The sequence below is a fragment of the uncultured Tenacibaculum sp. genome (assembly GCF_947494125.1).
Classification (GTDB): domain Bacteria; phylum Bacteroidota; class Bacteroidia; order Flavobacteriales; family Flavobacteriaceae; genus Polaribacter.
In genome coordinates this window covers 448,727-466,402 of sequence record NZ_CANLTU010000001.1, presented here as the reverse complement: position 1 = coordinate 466,402, position 17,676 = coordinate 448,727, and the positions used below count along the sequence as shown (strand labels likewise).

Sequence of the window (17,676 nt, the reverse complement as noted above, 5' to 3'; positions counted from 1 at the left end):
TACTAGTTTTTATAGTTGTATTTGGTTTCTTTTAATATGTTTCTATCCTTATCTTTTACAAATTGTAAACGATTAAAATCATCATACTCATAATACATCGTTTGTCCTCTCGGATCCGTGATACTCGTAGCTCCTATTAATGGATCATACGTAAAAGTTGTTATCTGTGCTTTTGACAAGGCTGATACTCCGCGTAACCCATTTAAAGCTGTACGTAAAGTATTTTCACTTGCTGCATCTTTATCTAAATTCGAAGCATTTTGTATACTTGTAATGGTAGCACTTGGAATATTTGCTAAAGTTGCATTCTCTATTTTGGCTACAGGCTGGGTTTGGTTATACCCCCAGATATACACAATATGAGTTCCGTCTTTTTTACTTACTTCGGTTGGATTCCCTTTAGCATCATATGTATGATATACTATACGGTCTTCTATAGGATTATCTAAATTTTCAACTCCTTTTAATGTTTGTACTTTACTGGGTAAGTATAAATTTAACGGATTATGATTACTCGCATATTTCGTTATTTGATAGGATAACTGTGTCCCATTTTTATAAGACTTCGTTTCTAATGGCTCAATGATACGGTGTTCATTTATTAACCTTGTGTCATTTACATCATGAGCATACTCGGTTTCTGTTTTTAAAACTTCTCCCTTACTATTGGTCACTTCTATTCTTGTTGGCTGTAAATGACTCGTATTCTCATAAAAATAATTTGTGGTACTCGTGATTGGATTCAAACCATTTACATCATATTGTGTATTAACGGTTCTGTTCAAATAATGCCATTGAGATTTTTTATAATATTCTGTTACATTATAATAAGAAACCCTGTCACCTATCGTATGTATTCCTCCTGAAAATGTTATTCTTAAATTAATATTATAAAAAGAGTACTGTTTATTTAAAATAGGGTTAGTAGTATAAAAATTTTTTATCTTTTGACTCGGTATATAATTATCTCCAAGTTTTTTAAATTGTAATGTTTCTAATTCTTGACCAGTTCCAAAATTATTTGTAAAAGGAGTGCCTACAACCACAGTACCTTGAATAGGGTTAGCATTAATTATTGGAGATATTTTGTATTTATGAAGTATCCCTCCACCTTCAAAATTATCTCCATATTCTTCAATGACAGATTCATAACCTATATGCCCACCTTGTTTTGTATATAAATTATACATATTTGATGATGAAAGTGTAAGACGATCTACAACTTTAGCTGTTGTACCACCTAGAGGTCCAGTTTCTATAGAATAATTACTATTATAAGTAATAGCTGGTATTGGATTTTCAGCCTTTCCACTAGAACAATTTAAACAAGATAAACCACCATAATGATATTTTTTTACTTCCTCTTTGCCTTCTCCATTTTTAGTAATCACTTGTTTTAGTCTTAGTCCTCCAACTTCTATATTTGCATCAACTTCTGTTAATGGCTGATCGTAATATGAAAAATTAAAATCTCCTCGAACACACTCAAAAGTAACTCGTAAAGAAAACCTATATTTTTCCCCTTTTTTTAAATTTATATAGAATTGACTAGAACCATTATTCTCTGAAATATTAATGCTATTAGTCATATTAACTATATTTCCATCTGCTGCCACATTATATAAAACATTTTTTGGTTGAAAAATACTTGAACCTTCATCAGCCACTTCAACGCTTAAGCTTCCTTTTATATGATGATCAGGCCAACCATTCTCCCAACATGGTGCTCTTCCTACACTAAAATAAAGTGGTGTTTTTTCTTGTGCAAAAGGAATTTCATTAGTCGTTATAACTTTAGCAGCCCCTCCAAATCCATCTTCACCATTTTGGATATTAAGTGCTTTATTTGTTTTTGGGGGGTAAACAGTTTTAGTTCCATAATAAGAATGTGGTTCATATAAAAGTTCATTAAATCCACCTGTAGGGTATATAACTTTTTTCAATATTCCATTCAATCCAAAAGTTCCATTAGGTTTTTTATTTCCTTGAACATTTTCAAATATATTTTTTAAAAGTGTATTATTCGTTGCCGAATAAAGATAATAATCATCTTCGCTTACTAAGTACCTATTTGTTATAACTCCATTATAAAACCCCCAATAATCTTGAGCATATGAAAACATAGGCGGAATTTTATCTGGGGCATAATAAGATAATAAATAAGGTTTCTTTAATACTCCTTGTGTACTAACTTCGGTAACAGACTTTAAAAATAATCTCTTCCCATATCGATCTTCATATGGTTTATCTGGATTTTTTAAAGTCAATAATGTTGAACTTATAATATCATAAGCTAATTGCTGCTTTTTTATTAAATCATTATTGGAATTTCTTAATTCAATAATATCTAACTTATTAAACCCAGTTACATTTGTAGAATAAGTAAAATCTATTTTTCCTGTTGTACTAATAATTGATGATAATTGGGCAAATCGGGTATTTACTTCTGAAAATATTAATCCTTGCCCTGGAAATACATTAGTGTTCCCATCTCCAGAAGCACTAACACTTTGTGACAAGCCTGCATAATATATTTTATTAAAATTGGTGTAATTAAAGTTTATTTCTTCGCCAGAAATTGACTCTATCTTACTTAAATACCAACTACTAGCACTTTCTAAACTCCAAAAACTATGCCCTCCTCCTATTGATCTTTGCATAGTTGTTTCTGTAGAATTTTCATTACCAAACCAAAAAACTGTTCCCTTTGGATCAGTAATTTTAAAAGCATAAGTTGAATTGGGCGTTTTTTCTATCTTTAATGGTGAGGGATTTATTAATACAGGTATTCTGTTTTCATCTAAAAAAAACTTCCCCGTATATCCAGTAAAATTAAAAGAATAAATATCAGAAAGAGTATCATATCCATCTTCAGAATTTGAAGCATTTTCCAAATAAGTAAGTATTTCTTGGGTTCCTCCACCTGGAAAATTATTAGGTATGGTAGCTGTTAGGGATTCATCTGCATCATCCATTACAACTCTTGTAATAACTCCTCCTGCATTCAAATTCCATCCTAAACCCACGTTAGAAGCTGTTTGGTCAACTCGAACACCATTGGAGCTATAACTTAAAGATATTGGGACTGATAATCCCCCTTCTTTAAGCCCACAAATTGGAATATTTACTTGAGCAGTACCTGAAAACAGTCCTACTGGAATTTTACCATATTCTCCCAATGACGATGCGTTTGGCGAAGGTGGAATAATTTTAGGTAATTCTTGTGCATTAACAAATACACATAAAAGCATTGTAAAAATGCTTATGATTAATATTCTCATAAAGTTTATTATTGAATTAGCAATTTATTTTTTCATTTAGCAATACAAATGTATAACAATTATATTAAAACACAAATAACTTCCTAATACTCAACAAACATTCATATAAAAACAACAAAAAAGCGTACCTATAATAGATACGCTTTTTTTGAGGTGTCGAGCGGATTCGAACCGCTGTAGATGGTGTTGCAGACCACTGCCTAGCCACTCGGCCACGACACCTTATATTGATAAGGACTGCAAATTTACAGTTTTTATCCTTTTTTGCAAGCTTTTTTTAACTTTTACGCACATCTTTTAAAACGATAACAACTTCGCCTACATTCCCTCCTATTGGCGGGTTAATTTTTGAAACGCTAACCTCCGCTTCTTCAACCAGTTGTATCTCTTTAAAGATTCTATCAAGAATTCTTTGTGCTACATGCTCCAATAACTTAGAACGAATAGCCATTTCTTCTTTTACTATATGATTTAAATGAACATAGTCTACTGTATCAACTAATTCATCTGTTTTTGCCGATTTTTGTAAATCTGCTTTTACCTCAATGTCTACTCTATATTCTGAACCTATTTTACCTTCTTCATCTAAACATCCATGATTGGTAAATAAACGAATATTGTTTACTCTTATAATTCCCATGCGGGCAAAGATACTATTGTTTCTTAATTTGTAAAGAAATCGAAAACATTACTTAATGCACTTGTACTTGCTTTATAAAATTCTGTATAACTGCATCTTTGGCAAGTTACACTCGTGAATTTTTTATTTTGTACATCAAAAATTTTAGACAACGTTCCTCCCGTAGCTCTCATTTCGCTTACATCATAGGTATGATTGTTACATTTTGGACAGGTGTAATTTAATGGTTTGTTCATTTTCTTTTGTTTTTTATACTTATTAGAGTAGTGAAGTTAAAAAATGTTACACTTTATTTTATTTCTAAAATCTGCTTTTTTCCTGAAAACTCTAATGAATACTTTCCTTTTGGCAAATAATAAACTCCGTTTTTAGCTTTCTTTATAATAGCATCTTTATGCTTTTTTGTATACTCTTTTCTTCCTTTTTTAGAAAAAGAAGCATCATAAATCACCTCATTAAATCCTTTTTCAACATCCTTTTTTAGTGTATTTACCAAGATATCGCCTGCATAAATGTTTATTGTAACATTTTTATTTTCATTTACATAAAAAGGAATCGATATTTTAGGTGTATTTGGTTTTAACCATTTACTCCATGAACTTCCCCAAAAATTACTTTTTCTAATTTTATTTATCGAAAATAATGTTTCTTCATTTTTAAAATCTTGCAGCGGTGCTACGTTTGCTTTATACAAGCTACGACCATGAGTACCCACAATTAAATGTTTTGCTGTTGGTTGAATTACCAAATCGTGTACGGCTACATTTGGCAATCCTTTTTTGAATGACTGCCATTCAGTTCCGTTATTGAATGATACATACAAACCATTATCTGTACCCAAATACACTATATTTTCTTTTTTTGGATCTTCTTTAATTACATTTGCTGGCGAAACTGGAATGTTGCTACTTATATTTTTCCATGTCTTTCCATAATCATCAGACATGTATACGTATGTATTAAAATCATCCCAACGATAGCCATTTAAAGTAACATACACTCTTTCTTTTTTATGCTTTGAAGCTATTACTCTACTTACCCATAAATTTTGTGGTAAAGTATTTGAGATTTTCTCCCAACTACCTCCTCCATTTTTAGTAACCTGCACAATTCCATCATCTGTACCCACATAAATTAATCCAAATTGAAATGGACTTTCTGATATAGTAGTTAACGTTCCATATGCAACATTACCTTTTTTTCCTCCTTGCGTTAAATCTTCTGAAATGGTTTCCCATGTGTCTCCTTTATCTAATGAACGATGCAATTTATTTCCTCCTAAGTATAGTATATCCTGATTATGTTTTGACAATTGAATTGGTGTCTGCCAATTAAAACGGTAAGGTATCTCTCCTAATTTATGCTTTGGTTGAATGTATTTTTGCGCTCCAGTTTTTCTATTAATACGGAAGTAATTACCAAACTGATACCCTGTATATACAATATTTGGGTTTCTATCGTCAACGGCAACTTGCATACCATCACCTCCCATAAGGCTCTCATATGGATTTTTTCCTGTTTGCTTCCAACGCTTATTTATTTTTGCATTATTGCTTGCTACCCAAACACCGTTATCTTGTAAACCTCCGTATACTTTATAGTTTTTCTGATTATCTGCATATACTGTATAAAATTGACCTACCGCTGGCTGATTTAACTTTGTCCAACTCTCTCCATCATCATAAGATATATTTAAACCTCCATCATTTCCGTCAATTAAATGTCCTTTCTTTTTAGAGTTTACCCATAAAGCTTGATGGTCGGCATGTACATTTTCTTTACTTATTGATGTAAATGTTTTCCCTCCATCTTTCGATTTTAAAATAGGAACTCCTAATACATAAATTCCTTTTTCATCTTGTAGATCTACGCGTATTTCTCCAAAATAATATCCGTAAGAATAATATAAGTCATCTAAATATCCTTCATGTGTTTTTTTCCAGTTTTTCCCTCCGTTCGTTGTTTTAAATACTTCTGCTCCTATTACTGGTGTATCAAACAATAAGGTATTTGCATTTTCTAAATACTTTGCTAAATCGTTTGGCTTTACAGATCCTGAACGCACCATTTGTTTTACATTTTCTGCTCTATATTTTTCTTGAAAACCATTCAGTTTTAAATAGCTATTTAGTTTTTTATCTTTCAATTTTAAAAAATCGCTTACAGACATGGTTTTAAAATCGTCTTTTGTTAATGCATTCGATTCTTTATCTTTTTTCTTTTCCTTTTTTCTTCTAAACTGACTGTCATGAAAAGCATATACTGTATTCTCATTAAAAACTGCTAAACCAATTCTACCAACACTTTTCCCATTAGGAAAACCATTATTATCAGATATTTTAGTCCACGTATTTCCTGCATCTATCGATTTATAAATTGCAGAGTTTTTTCCATCACCATCAAAATTCCAAGCTTTTCTATTGCGTTCCCAAGCTGCTGCATATAGTACATTAAAATTAGTAGGTGCTTGTTGCACATCTATAATCCCTGTATTTTCATTTATAAACAGTGTTTTTTTCCAAGTTTTACCACCATCCATTGTTTTAAAAATACCTCGTTCATTATTAGAAGAATACAAATGACCAATAACTCCTACAATAACCTCATCTGGGTTATTTGGATTTATTAAAATTCGACCTATATGTTGACTATCATATAAGCCTACATTTTCCCATGTTTTACCTTTATCTGTAGACTTTAAAATTCCAATTCCTGCGTATGACGATCGTGATGAATTATTTTCTCCAGTACCAACCCAAAGCGTTCCGTTTTTCCAATCTACTGCAATATCTCCTACATTTTGTGTTGGAGAACTATCTAATACAGGTGTAAATGTTGTTCCATTATTATTCGTATACCATAATCCACCTGATGCATATCCAACATAAAATTCGGTAGTATTCTCTGGGTTTACATCTATATCAACTACACGCCCACTCATTACTGTAGGTCCAATGTTTTCAAAAGAAATGCTTTTAACAATTGATGTTTTTGTTAATGCTTCTTTTTGCTGTAATGATTCTTTAATTATTTTAGGAGAAGTAGCCTGTTGTGCTACTAACGCATAAGGTAATAGCGCTATAAAAACTTTACTAATCGCTTTCATTTTGTTTGGTTTAGAGTGTATGAAAGTACTCCATGTATATATCTTTTCAAAAAAATTAACAGAACATTTTCTTATAGCTATAAAAAACAATTTTCTCTATGCAAAAAAATGTTAGATTTGTGTAATTTGAACAACATAACTATGAATATTTTTATTCTTTCAGTTAGTGACCAAATATATTCTACACAAAGAATATATAAAGAAGCACATCGTAGAGGACATAAAATTAGAATTATAAATCATTTAAAATGTTCTATAAAACTAACAAATGGTAAGCCTGAAATTATATACGAAGGAGAAAACATTATTAATATTCCGGATGTAATTATACCTAGAATTGGCGCTTCGGCAACTCGTCATGGAGCTGCTGTTGTTAAAGAATTTGAAATGAATGGTGTATACAGCGTTGCTACCTCTTTAGGAATTTTACGAGCTCAAAATAAGGTTCGCACTTTACAAATAATGAATCGTAAAAACATACCTATTCCAGACACCTTATTTTCTGTAAATCCTGAAAATATTAGTGAACAAATAGATTTATTAGGTGGTGCTCCAATTATAATTAAACTACAAGAAGGAACTCATGGTTCTGGTGTTATTTTAGCTGAAAGTAAAAAGTCTGCAAAATCTATTATCGATACCATGTATGGTACTAATACCAGTATTTTATTACAAGAATTTATACAAGAAAGTAATAGCGAAGATATTCGTGCTTTTGTTGTTGGTGATCAAGTAGTTTCTTCAATGAAAAGAAAAGGACTAGAGGATGATTTTCGTTCTAATATTCATAGAGGTGGTAATGGTTTTAAAGTAAATTTAACTCCTAAAGAAGAAGAAATAGCTATAAAAGCTGCTCAATATTTAAGATTACCCGTTACTGGTGTTGATTTAATACGATCTAAAAGAGGCCCTTTGTTAATTGAAGTTAATTCGACACCTGGACTACAAGGAATTGAAGCGTATACAAAAGATAATATAGCCAAGGCTATCATTAAATTTTTAGAAGAAAAATGTTTGAACAAGAGTTTAAAAATGAAATAATTGAAATACGTGGAAATAAAATAGGTTTAGGTGAGTCTAAATTAATTAGAATTCCAATTGATAGATTACCTACAGGAACTCTTATTGAAATTCCTGTATATGTTTTTAATGGTGATGAAGTTGGCCCAACTATTTTATTACAAGGTGGTTTACATGGTGATGAAGTAAATAGTATTGAACTTGTACGTAGAATGCTAATTGACAAATCCTACAAAATACACCGTGGTTGTGTTATTGTAGTTCCTTTACTAAATATTTTTGGTTTTCTAAGTTTATCACGTTATATGCATGGAAAAGATGTTAATAGAAGTTTTCCAGGGTCGAAATCTGGATCTTTAGCAAGTAGAATGGCATATTATTTAATAAGGGAGCTTACTAAAAATATTGATTTTGCAATCGATTTTCATACTGGTGGTGCTCAAAGAAATAACTTTCCACAAATTAGATACACTCCTGAAGATGATCGAGGCTATAAATTAGCTAAATTATTTAATGCTCCTATCATATTTGGCTCAAAACTAATCCCTAAATCTTTTAGAAATCAATGTTTTAAAAACAATATTCCTGTAATTGTTTATGAAGGAGGAGAATCATTACGTTTAGATGAAAATGCCATTCAGCAAGGGATCAATGGAACTCTTAGAATTTTAAAGCACTTTAAAATGATTCATGATAATGTTGAAATACCCAAAAACTCATCATCTATTCAAATTGAAAAACGAAAATGGGTACGTGCCAAAGTAGCTGGTCTATTTAATACTAAAATTGAAAATGGAACCAAGATAAAAAAAGGACAAGTTTTAGGTAATATTATGGATACTTATGGTAAAACTAATTTTCACATAAAAGCTCCTTTTGACGGCTATATCATTGCTAAAAACAACTTTCCAATTGTAAACATGGGCGATGCATTATTCCACATAGGAAGCGTCTAAGTAACTGATTTTATTTGTTTTATTAATTATTTTTCACTTTCTTTAGATTCAATTAACTAATTATAAAACAGTAAATTATGGAATTAATTATTAGCTTATTAAGTGGTGCCGTTGGTGGTAATATTGCTGGTGCTTTATTAAAAAAGTATTCAATGGGTACACTTTGGAATTCTGTTGTAGGTATTCTTGGTGGTGGTCTTGGAGCTCAATTATTAGGCATGTTAAATATTGATATTTCTGGTATTATTGGCAATATTGTTGGTAGTGGTGTTGGTGGTGGTGTTTTAATGGTTATTATTGGACTTATTAAAAGCGTAATGAAAAAATAAGTTAAAAAATACTGAATTTAAAGGACGTCATAATGACGTCTTTTTTTATTTATAACACTTCCTAATAAATAGCAGTATCTTTGCGGCTTCATAGAGATACTTATTATAAGTGTTTCTGAAAAAATATATATGACATTTAAATCTTTAGGCTTATCTGATGCTTTATTAAAAGCCATCAAAGAAAAAGGATACGATACCCCTTCTCAAATTCAAGAAAAAGCAATACCATACATTTTAGAAGGAAAAGATGTATTAGCTTCTGCACAAACCGGTACCGGAAAAACCGCTGGTTTTACTTTACCTGTGTTACAACGATTAGCCGAAACTAAACACCCAAAATACCGCCCATTAAGAGCATTAGTATTAACTCCTACAAGAGAGTTAGCTGCTCAAGTTTATGATAATGTAAGAGAATACAGTACCTATTTAAATATAAAATCTGCAGTGGTTTTTGGTGGCGTAAAAGCCTCTACCCAAATTAAAACTTTAAAACAAGGTGTAGATATATTAGTTGCTACTCCTGGTAGATTATTAGATTTACATGATCAAAAAGCAGTATCATTCAAACGAGTTGATGTTCTTATTTTAGATGAAGCAGACAGAATGTTAGACATGGGTTTTGTTAGAGATATCAACAAAATAATAAGTTTTATGCCTACAAAGCGTCAGAACTTATTGTTTTCTGCCACTTTTTCGAAAGAAATAAAGAAGCTTGCTGAAGGGATTTTAAGAAATCCTGTTTCTGTTGAAGCTGCTCCACAAAATTCAACCGCTGATAAAGTTTCTCAAAAAGTTTATTCAGTTGATAAAGGAAAAAAGACAGAAGTTGTTATAAACTTAATTAAAGATGGAAACTGGAGTCAGGTTTTAATTTTTACAAGAACCAAACATGGCGCTAACAAATTAACTGAAAAATTAGTTAAAGCTGGTGTTTCTGCAGCTGCTATTCATGGAAATAAAAGTCAAGGAGCTAGAACTAAAGCCCTTGCTAACTTTAAAAACAACACTAATAGAGTCCTTGTAGCAACTGATATTGCTGCTCGTGGTATTGATATTCCATTATTACCTCACGTTATAAATTTCGAATTGCCTAATGTACCTGAAGATTATGTGCATAGAATTGGTAGAACTGGTAGAGCTGGTGCCAAAGGTGAAGCTATTTCTTTAGTTTGTAGCGAAGAAACTGAATACCAAAAAGAGATAGAGAAAATCTTAAAACAAAAGCTGAAAACCGAAGTTATTGAAGGCTATGAACCTATTGATACTGCTGGTCCCAAAAGAGCTTCTACACAAAAAAAGAGTTCTTCTAAAAAGAAAAAAGGTGTTGGCGCTACGCATAGAGGTGCCGTAGACAGAAAACCTAAAAGAGACAACTCTAATAATTCTTCAGAAAAAAAGGAAGGAAGATCTAGAAATAATAAAAAGAACGAATCTTCTACTGGCCCAAAAAACAACAAGCCTAAAAAAAGAAATAATAGAAGAAGAAATAATAAAAATCCTAATAACTAGGATTGTCTATAATAAAAAAGCTGATAATTAATTATCAGCTTTTTTATTTTGATTGTTATTTATAACATATTTTTTATACTTACCATCTTTATATCTATAATAAATAAATGTAGGCATTAAGATAAACGACATGAATAAAACACCTAAACCCATTACTATTTGTGCCTTTGGATGTTCCGTGTTTAAAAGATAACCTCCTATAACCATCCATAATATAAAGATAACAAATAGTATTTTTAATAAAGTTTTCATTGTTTGTTATTTAATGATGCAAAAATAAAAAATCCTATCACATTTACTATGATAGGATTTTTTGTTTTATATAAAATACTCAATTACATTTTTTGTAACCAGTTTTTAACATCCACTTCTTGTTTAATAATATCTCTTAACTCAGCAATAGCTACACGCTTTTGCTCCATAGTATCTCTATGACGAATAGTTACAGAATTATCTTTTAACGTATCATGATCTACAGTAATACAAAATGGTGTACCATTTGCGTCTTGACGACGATAACGGCGTCCTACAGCATCCTTTTCATCATAAGACACATTGAAGTCCCATTTTAAATCTTCCACAATTTTACGTGCAACTTCTGGCAATCCATCTTTTTTAACTAATGGTAAAACCGCTGCTTTTGTTGGCGCTAAAACTGCTGGTAATTTTAAAACTGTTCTTGTTGTTCCATTTTCTAATTCTTCTTCTTGTAAAGAATTTGAAAATACTGCTAAAAACATTCTATCTAACCCTATTGATGTCTCTACTACATAAGGTACATAGTTTTTATTTTCTTCATGATCGAAATATTGTAATTTCTTTCCTGAATGTTCTTCATGTGCTTTTAAATCAAAATCAGTACGAGAATGAATTCCTTCTAATTCTTTAAAACCAAATGGAAACTTAAATTCAATATCAGCAGCTGCATCTGCATAATGTGCTAATTTTTCATGGTCATGGAAACGATAATTATCGGCTCCCATTCCTAAGCTTAAATGCCATTTTAAACGTGTTTCTTTCCATTGGGTATACCATTCTTTCTGTGTTCCTGGCTTTACAAAAAATTGCATCTCCATTTGCTCAAACTCACGCATTCTAAAAATAAACTGACGTGCAACGATTTCGTTACGGAAAGCTTTTCCTGTTTGCGCAATTCCAAAAGGAATCTTCATTCGACCCGTTTTTTGCACATTTAAGAAATTTACAAAAATTCCCTGTGCTGTTTCTGGTCGTAAATATAAATCCATCGCTGTTTCTGCAGAAGCTCCTAATTTTGTTCCAAACATTAAATTAAACTGTTTAACGTCTGTCCAATTTTTAGAACCTGTTAAAGGGTCTGCTATTTCCAGCTCTTCAATTAAGGTTTTAACATCTGCTAAATCTTCATTTTCTAAAGATTTCCCAAGTCGACTTAAAATTGTATTAATTTTTTCTTGGTATCCTAAAACACGGCCATTTGTAGCAAGAAATTCCTCTTTATTAAAAGCTTCTCCAAAGCGTTTCGCTGCTTTTTTAACTTCCTTCTCTATTTTACCTTCAATTTTAGCACAATAATCTTCTACTAAAACATCAGCTCTGTATCTTTTCTTAGAATCTTTATTATCAATTAATGGATCATTAAATGCATCTACGTGACCTGATGCTTTCCAAGTAGTTGGATGCATTAATATCGATGCGTCTATTCCTACAATGTTTTCATGCATTTGCACCATTGCTTTCCACCAATAATCTCTAATGTTCTTCTTTAATTCTACTCCATTTTGAGCATAATCGTATACCGCACTTAAACCATCATAAATTTCAGATGATTGAAATACATAACCATACTCCTTAGCATGCGATAATACTTTTTTAAATTGATCTTCTTGTTTTGCCATGGTGCAAAAATAAAATAAGGATTTAAACTAACGCTATTCTAAAAGAAAAAAGTGAAGAATTCATTTAATTCTTCACTTTTTTCTTCTATTTTAATTATTGTTTATCTGAGTTTTAACGTTGTTGCTCCAGAATATACGCCATCTACAAAGGCGCTTACTGTATATTTTCCTTTATTTATATCATCTCTGTTCACTAAAACTAATGATACTAAACTTAATCTATCATTATTATAGTTAACTTCAATAGAGTCGGTATACTGTATTTTACCTCCGTCTTTTAAGTTCGTAACCCCTTTTGGCGCTACAACTTTTTTATTTTCATCTATTATTTGAATATAAACAGATTTTTCTCCTGCATTCGTTATTAGGTTTTTTAATAAATCAAAGTTTATTTTAAATGCATCTGTTCTACTTGATCTTGATGTAGAAGTTAGTTTTCCGCTACTACGCTCTTTCATCGCAATTGCTTTAACCGGACTCGTTTTAATAACTCCTCCAATTGCAACCTTCTCTTCAAGTGCTTTTTGCTTTTCTGTTAACTCTTTATTTTTCTCTGTTAAAGAAACATTGATCGTTTCTTTTTGTTGCAAAATTTCATTTGTAATTACATTTTCTTGAACTAATGCATTATTTGCAGTACTAAGAGAATCTACCCTTATAAACAAGTTTCTGTTTTCTCTTTCTAAAGAGACAATCTTCCTTCTATATTTTCTAATTAAGTTGTAATTATCCGTTCGTAAGTTTTTAATAGAATCACGAAGTTCTTTCATTTTAACCAATTCGACTTTTAATCTTTTAGAAAGACGTTTTTTCCTTACTACAACATCGGTATAATCCTTAATCATTTCGTCTAACTCTTTCTCTAAGTCAGTCTTTTCTTCTTGAAATATTTTTTTAAGATCTGTATATTGGCTTGATTTCTGAAACGAAAACAGCGTTAGAAATAATGTGAGCATTAACAGCACAACAATAAGTGCGCTCTTTCTTTTTTGGGGAGTCATAATTTAGGGGATTTATCGGGGTTTAATTAATAGTTTTTATTTCATTTTTTTATTTAAGTTTCACAATTGAATTGCCTGAAAAAACACCATCTACGAAAACCTTAATAAAGTAAGATCCTCTTTTAATGTTTTCTCGATTTACATTAACAAATGAGATAACAGATAATTGTTTATTATGATATTCTGCCATCAAAATATCACTACTTAATATCTTCTCTCTATTTTTTAATTTTACTTCTTTAGATGGAGCAACAATATTTTTGTTCTCATCCATTATTTGAATATAAATGGGTTTAACTCCTTCTGTAATAATTTTATTTTCTAATAAATTAAACTCTACTTTAAAAGCATCTGTTTTACTTGACCTTGAAGTAGATGTATACCTATTACTTCTTTTTTTCTTCATTGCCTCAACCTTTATTGAAGATATTTCAATAATTTCAGCTACGGCAATCTTCTCTTTTAAAACCTTTTTTTCCTGTCCTAAAAAATAATTTTTGCTCTTTAGTTGAGTATTTTGACTTTCTTTTTCTAGTAAAACTTCTTTTACACTATCGTTTTTTGTTTCAAGTTCATTATTTATATGATTTAATGAATCTATTTGAGTGAAAAGAATTTTGTTTTGTTTCGCTAGATTGGCTATTCTCTTTCTATAAAAACGAATTAGTCCGTAATCTATAGCTTTTAAGTTTTGAATAGTATCTCTAAGTTTTATTATTTTATGAAGTTCATCTCTAAGTTTTAACGAAACTTCATTTTTATTAAAACTCACATCTTCGTAGTCTTTTATAACAATGTTTAGTTCCATTTCCAGTTCTTTCTTCTCTAAATCAAAGACATTTTTTAATTCCGCATAATCACTGGCATTTTGGTATGACAGATACCCAATGGTAATTATTAAAACCATCAAAAAGGCGACAATGCCGTTATTTTTCAACTTTGGTATGGTAATCATCATTTGGGGTTATGATGAACATTTTGGTGTGTTCTGCGCTAATATACTATTTTTTAATACACTTGTATACAAATGCTGGCGGAAAGTTAAAAGGCTCAAAACTTAAAGTTATATTATTTCCAAAAACCTCTTTTAATTTTTTATAATAAGTTAAGCTATATTGGTATTGAATAAACATTCCTTTATTATGCAAAAATTGATGACTTTCTAATAAAATATTATGAGATATTTCCTTTGGTATTATTGTTAATGGTAAACTTGAAACGATATGATCTGCTTTTCCATATCCTAGTTTTTCAATTTCACTTTTTATTTCTTCTGCTGAAGCTTTTAAAACAATTAGCTGTGGATGTTTTATTTTTTTTAATTCATTATAAAAAGCATCATTAATTTCAAAACATATTACAACAGCATCTGGTTGAATTCTTTTCAAAATGTCGTGTGTGATTGCACCATTTCCTGGTCCTAATTCTACTATAACTTTTGCCTTTGAAAAGTTTATCCCCCTTAACATTTTACCTGCTAAATACCTAGAACTAGGGACAATAGTCCCTGATGTTTTATAGTTTTTTACTGCTTCTTTAAAAAAATTAAATTTCTTACTCAAAATACTTTCTCTTAGGTTTTTGTATCTTTCTTCTAAAAACTGCTTGTAAAGATGCAATATTTAAAAGAAATATTCTGTTTATTTTATCCTAATATATGTGTTAATTGTGAGGTAACATTATTACAAAATGAAAAGTACTTATGTACTGTTTGCAATAATGACCTTCCTATTATTGACGACAACCCACACACAAATGTTACACTAGAATCCACTTTTTTTGGAAAGGTACCAATAAAAAGTATTCGGTCATTTTTATATTACCAAAAACATGGGATAACTCAAAAAATTATTCATGAATTAAAATATAAAAACCAACAACAAATAGGTTCTTTTATTGGTAACTGGTTTGGTACTCAATTAAAAGAGTCTGGTATTTTCAATAATATAGATTATATAATTCCCGTACCTCTTCATTCGAAAAAATTAAAAACTAGAGGATATAACCAACTTACAAAATTTGGGCAAACTTTAAGTAATATTTTAACCATTAAATATATACCTGATATATTAATTAAAGTCTCTGTCTCAAAAACACAGACTTTAAAAGAACGTTTTGAACGTTTTTCTGATAATAAAACTAAGTTTAAATTAAAAAATTACAACTTCCTAGAAAAAAAACACGTGTTACTTATAGACGATGTTATAACTACTGGAGCAACTCTTGAAACCTGCTGTAAAGAACTGTTAAAAACAAAAGATATAACCATAAGTATAGCTACCATGGCATATACACAAAATCTATAATTTTCATTCGTCTTATTTTACTACTTTTGGTATTATATTTTAAATATTAATTTGTGAAAAATAAACACACTCTTTTAGTTATTTTATTTGCTTTTATAATGGCTAGTTGTGCTAGAAAAGGTAGACCAGAAGGAGGTCCAAAAGATGAAGACGCTCCTATTATGGTTACCGCCAACCCTCCTTATGAAACCATTCATTTTGACAAAAAAAATATTAGAATAGAGTTTGATGAATATGTTGTTTTAAAAGATTTATCTAAACAACTGGTTGTTTCTCCTCCTTTAAAAAACCCTCCTTTAATTACACCACAAGGAACACCTAGTAAATATATTAACATAAAAATATTAGATACTTTAAAATCTAACACTACCTATACTTTTAATTTTGGTAATGCTATTCAAGATAATAATGAAAATAATAAGTTAGAAAGTTTTAAATACGTTTTTTCTACCGGAAATTATATTGATTCATTAACTTTAAAAGGTAATATTTCCCCTTCTTTCACAAAAGAAAAGCTTAAACAAATAGGTGTATTATTATATAAACTAGATAGTACTTACAACGATTCTATTATATATAAACAAAAACCCAACTATGTAACTAACACTTTAGATTCCACGAATTTTGAATTTACAAATTTACGTGAAGGAAAGTATCTTTTGTTAGCCTTAAAACAAGCCTCAAACAACTATCTCTTTAACAGCAAAACTGACAAAATTGGTTTTTTTACAGATACTATTTATTTACCTAAAGACACCGCAGTTATAAATCCTATTCGTATTTTTAAAGAACTACAACCTTATAAATTTAAAAGAGGTAAAGAAATAACTAAAGGAAAAATTTTATTTGGATTTGAAGGTGAGAAAGAAAATATGAAAGTTGATTTATTATCAACTGTACCATCAAATTTCAAATCCTTTTCTGAGTACGAAAAAGACAAAGACACTCTTTATTATTGGTATACACCGATAAAGCAAGATTCTTTAAATTTTATAATTAGTAATACTAATTTTAAAGATACTATTACTGTACGTTTACGTAAAAAGAAAATAGACTCTTTAGCAGTTTCTTCAAATGTAAGTAGAGTATTACATTTAAATGACACCATGTTTTTAAACAGTAACAACCCTATTGAAACTATTGATAAAACAAAATTCTCTTTAGTAGATAAAGACACAATTGATGTGGCTTTTGAATTAAAAAAACAAGGAATTAACAAACTAGCTGTTTTATTTTCAAAAAAACCAAAAATGGGGTACAATTTTAAAGTATTACCAAAAGGAGTTATTGATCTTTATGAAACAACAAACGATTCTTTAGATTATAAATTTAATACGCTTACTACCGAAGAATATGGGAGTATTATTTTAGACATTAAAAAAGAAACAAAATATCCCGTAATTATCCAACTTTTGAATAGAGATGTTGTTATAAAAACGAAATATATTTCTACTTCGGAAAAAATAGAATTTAATTTATTAGAACCTAAAGAATATACTGTTAGAGCTATTATTGATGAAAATAATAACCACAAGTGGGACACCGGTAACTTTTTACTAAGAAAACAGCCTGAACAAGTTATTTATTTTGAAACTTCTTTTAAACTAAGAGCTAACTGGATTCAAAATGAAACTTTTGTTATCAAGTAACT

15 protein-coding genes and 1 tRNA gene are annotated in these 17,676 nt (G+C 30.1%); 6 read left to right on the top strand and 10 right to left on the bottom strand.

Features of this window, described 5'->3' with window-relative positions; genetic code table 11:
* Positions 1-2: 2 nt before the first annotated feature.
* From Q0881_RS02065 to Q0881_RS02045, 5 genes are all read right to left on the bottom strand, one after another.
* Positions 3-3,281, bottom strand: a complete 3,279-nt coding sequence (locus tag Q0881_RS02065) for a hypothetical protein (RefSeq protein ID WP_299156478.1) — start codon at positions 3,279-3,281, stop codon at positions 3-5.
* 151 nt (positions 3,282-3,432) lie between these two features.
* Positions 3,433-3,503: transfer RNA gene (locus tag Q0881_RS02060), tRNA-Cys, on the bottom strand.
* A 55-nt stretch (positions 3,504-3,558) separates the two neighbouring features.
* Positions 3,559-3,921, bottom strand: a complete 363-nt coding sequence (gene folB, locus Q0881_RS02055) for a dihydroneopterin aldolase (protein ID WP_299156476.1) — start codon at positions 3,919-3,921, stop codon at positions 3,559-3,561.
* Between the two features lie 23 nt (positions 3,922-3,944).
* Complete coding sequence (locus Q0881_RS02050; protein WP_299156474.1) at positions 3,945-4,157, bottom strand: zinc ribbon domain-containing protein; 213 nt, start codon at positions 4,155-4,157, stop codon at positions 3,945-3,947.
* 53 nt (positions 4,158-4,210) lie between these two features.
* On the bottom strand, positions 4,211-7,027 hold the full coding sequence (locus Q0881_RS02045) for a glycosyl hydrolase (protein ID WP_299156472.1): 2,817 nt from the start codon (positions 7,025-7,027) through the stop codon (positions 4,211-4,213).
* A gap of 141 nt (positions 7,028-7,168) precedes the next feature.
* Here Q0881_RS02045 and Q0881_RS02040 point away from each other — a divergent pair, with 141 nt between their 5' ends.
* From Q0881_RS02040 to Q0881_RS02025, 4 genes are all read left to right on the top strand, one after another.
* Entirely contained in the window at positions 7,169-8,068 is a 900-nt protein-coding gene (locus tag Q0881_RS02040) for a RimK family alpha-L-glutamate ligase (protein ID WP_299156470.1), read from the top strand.
* Positions 8,038-9,003 (top strand): succinylglutamate desuccinylase/aspartoacylase family protein, encoded by a 966-nt coding sequence (locus tag Q0881_RS02035; protein ID WP_299156468.1) that lies wholly within the window; start codon positions 8,038-8,040, stop codon positions 9,001-9,003. The genes Q0881_RS02040 and Q0881_RS02035 overlap by 31 nt, the downstream gene beginning before the upstream one ends.
* Before the next feature lie 77 nt (positions 9,004-9,080).
* Entirely contained in the window at positions 9,081-9,332 is a 252-nt protein-coding gene (locus tag Q0881_RS02030; RefSeq protein WP_299156466.1) for a hypothetical protein, read from the top strand.
* A 129-nt stretch (positions 9,333-9,461) separates the two neighbouring features.
* Positions 9,462-10,841, top strand: a complete 1,380-nt coding sequence (locus Q0881_RS02025; protein WP_299156464.1) for a DEAD/DEAH box helicase — start codon at positions 9,462-9,464, stop codon at positions 10,839-10,841.
* A 27-nt stretch (positions 10,842-10,868) separates the two neighbouring features.
* On the opposite strand, the gene Q0881_RS02020 is transcribed toward Q0881_RS02025, so the two are convergent.
* The 5 genes from Q0881_RS02020 to Q0881_RS02000 form a co-directional block, all read right to left on the bottom strand.
* Positions 10,869-11,093: a hypothetical protein gene (locus tag Q0881_RS02020; protein WP_299156462.1), complete on the bottom strand. Its 225-nt coding sequence runs from the start codon at positions 11,091-11,093 to the stop codon at positions 10,869-10,871.
* An 83-nt stretch (positions 11,094-11,176) separates the two neighbouring features.
* The gene (locus Q0881_RS02015; RefSeq protein WP_299156460.1) at positions 11,177-12,718 is read right to left on the bottom strand and encodes a glycine--tRNA ligase; all 1,542 of its coding nucleotides are present in this window, start codon (positions 12,716-12,718) and stop codon (positions 11,177-11,179) included.
* A 101-nt stretch (positions 12,719-12,819) separates the two neighbouring features.
* Positions 12,820-13,719, bottom strand: a complete 900-nt coding sequence (locus Q0881_RS02010; protein ID WP_299156458.1) for a hypothetical protein — start codon at positions 13,717-13,719, stop codon at positions 12,820-12,822.
* Positions 13,720-13,768: 49 nt separating this feature from the next.
* On the bottom strand, positions 13,769-14,677 hold the full coding sequence (locus tag Q0881_RS02005) for a hypothetical protein (protein WP_299156456.1): 909 nt from the start codon (positions 14,675-14,677) through the stop codon (positions 13,769-13,771).
* A gap of 43 nt (positions 14,678-14,720) precedes the next feature.
* On the bottom strand, positions 14,721-15,281 hold the full coding sequence (locus tag Q0881_RS02000) for an rRNA adenine N-6-methyltransferase family protein (protein ID WP_299156455.1): 561 nt from the start codon (positions 15,279-15,281) through the stop codon (positions 14,721-14,723).
* Positions 15,282-15,332: 51 nt separating this feature from the next.
* Here Q0881_RS02000 and Q0881_RS01995 point away from each other — a divergent pair, with 51 nt between their 5' ends.
* Together Q0881_RS01995 and Q0881_RS01990 are read left to right on the top strand one after the other, a co-directional pair.
* Complete coding sequence (locus Q0881_RS01995; RefSeq protein ID WP_299156453.1) at positions 15,333-16,025, top strand: phosphoribosyltransferase family protein; 693 nt, start codon at positions 15,333-15,335, stop codon at positions 16,023-16,025.
* 53 nt (positions 16,026-16,078) lie between these two features.
* Positions 16,079-17,674, top strand: a complete 1,596-nt coding sequence (locus Q0881_RS01990) for an Ig-like domain-containing protein (protein WP_299156451.1) — start codon at positions 16,079-16,081, stop codon at positions 17,672-17,674.
* The last annotated feature ends 2 nt before the right edge of the window (positions 17,675-17,676 follow it).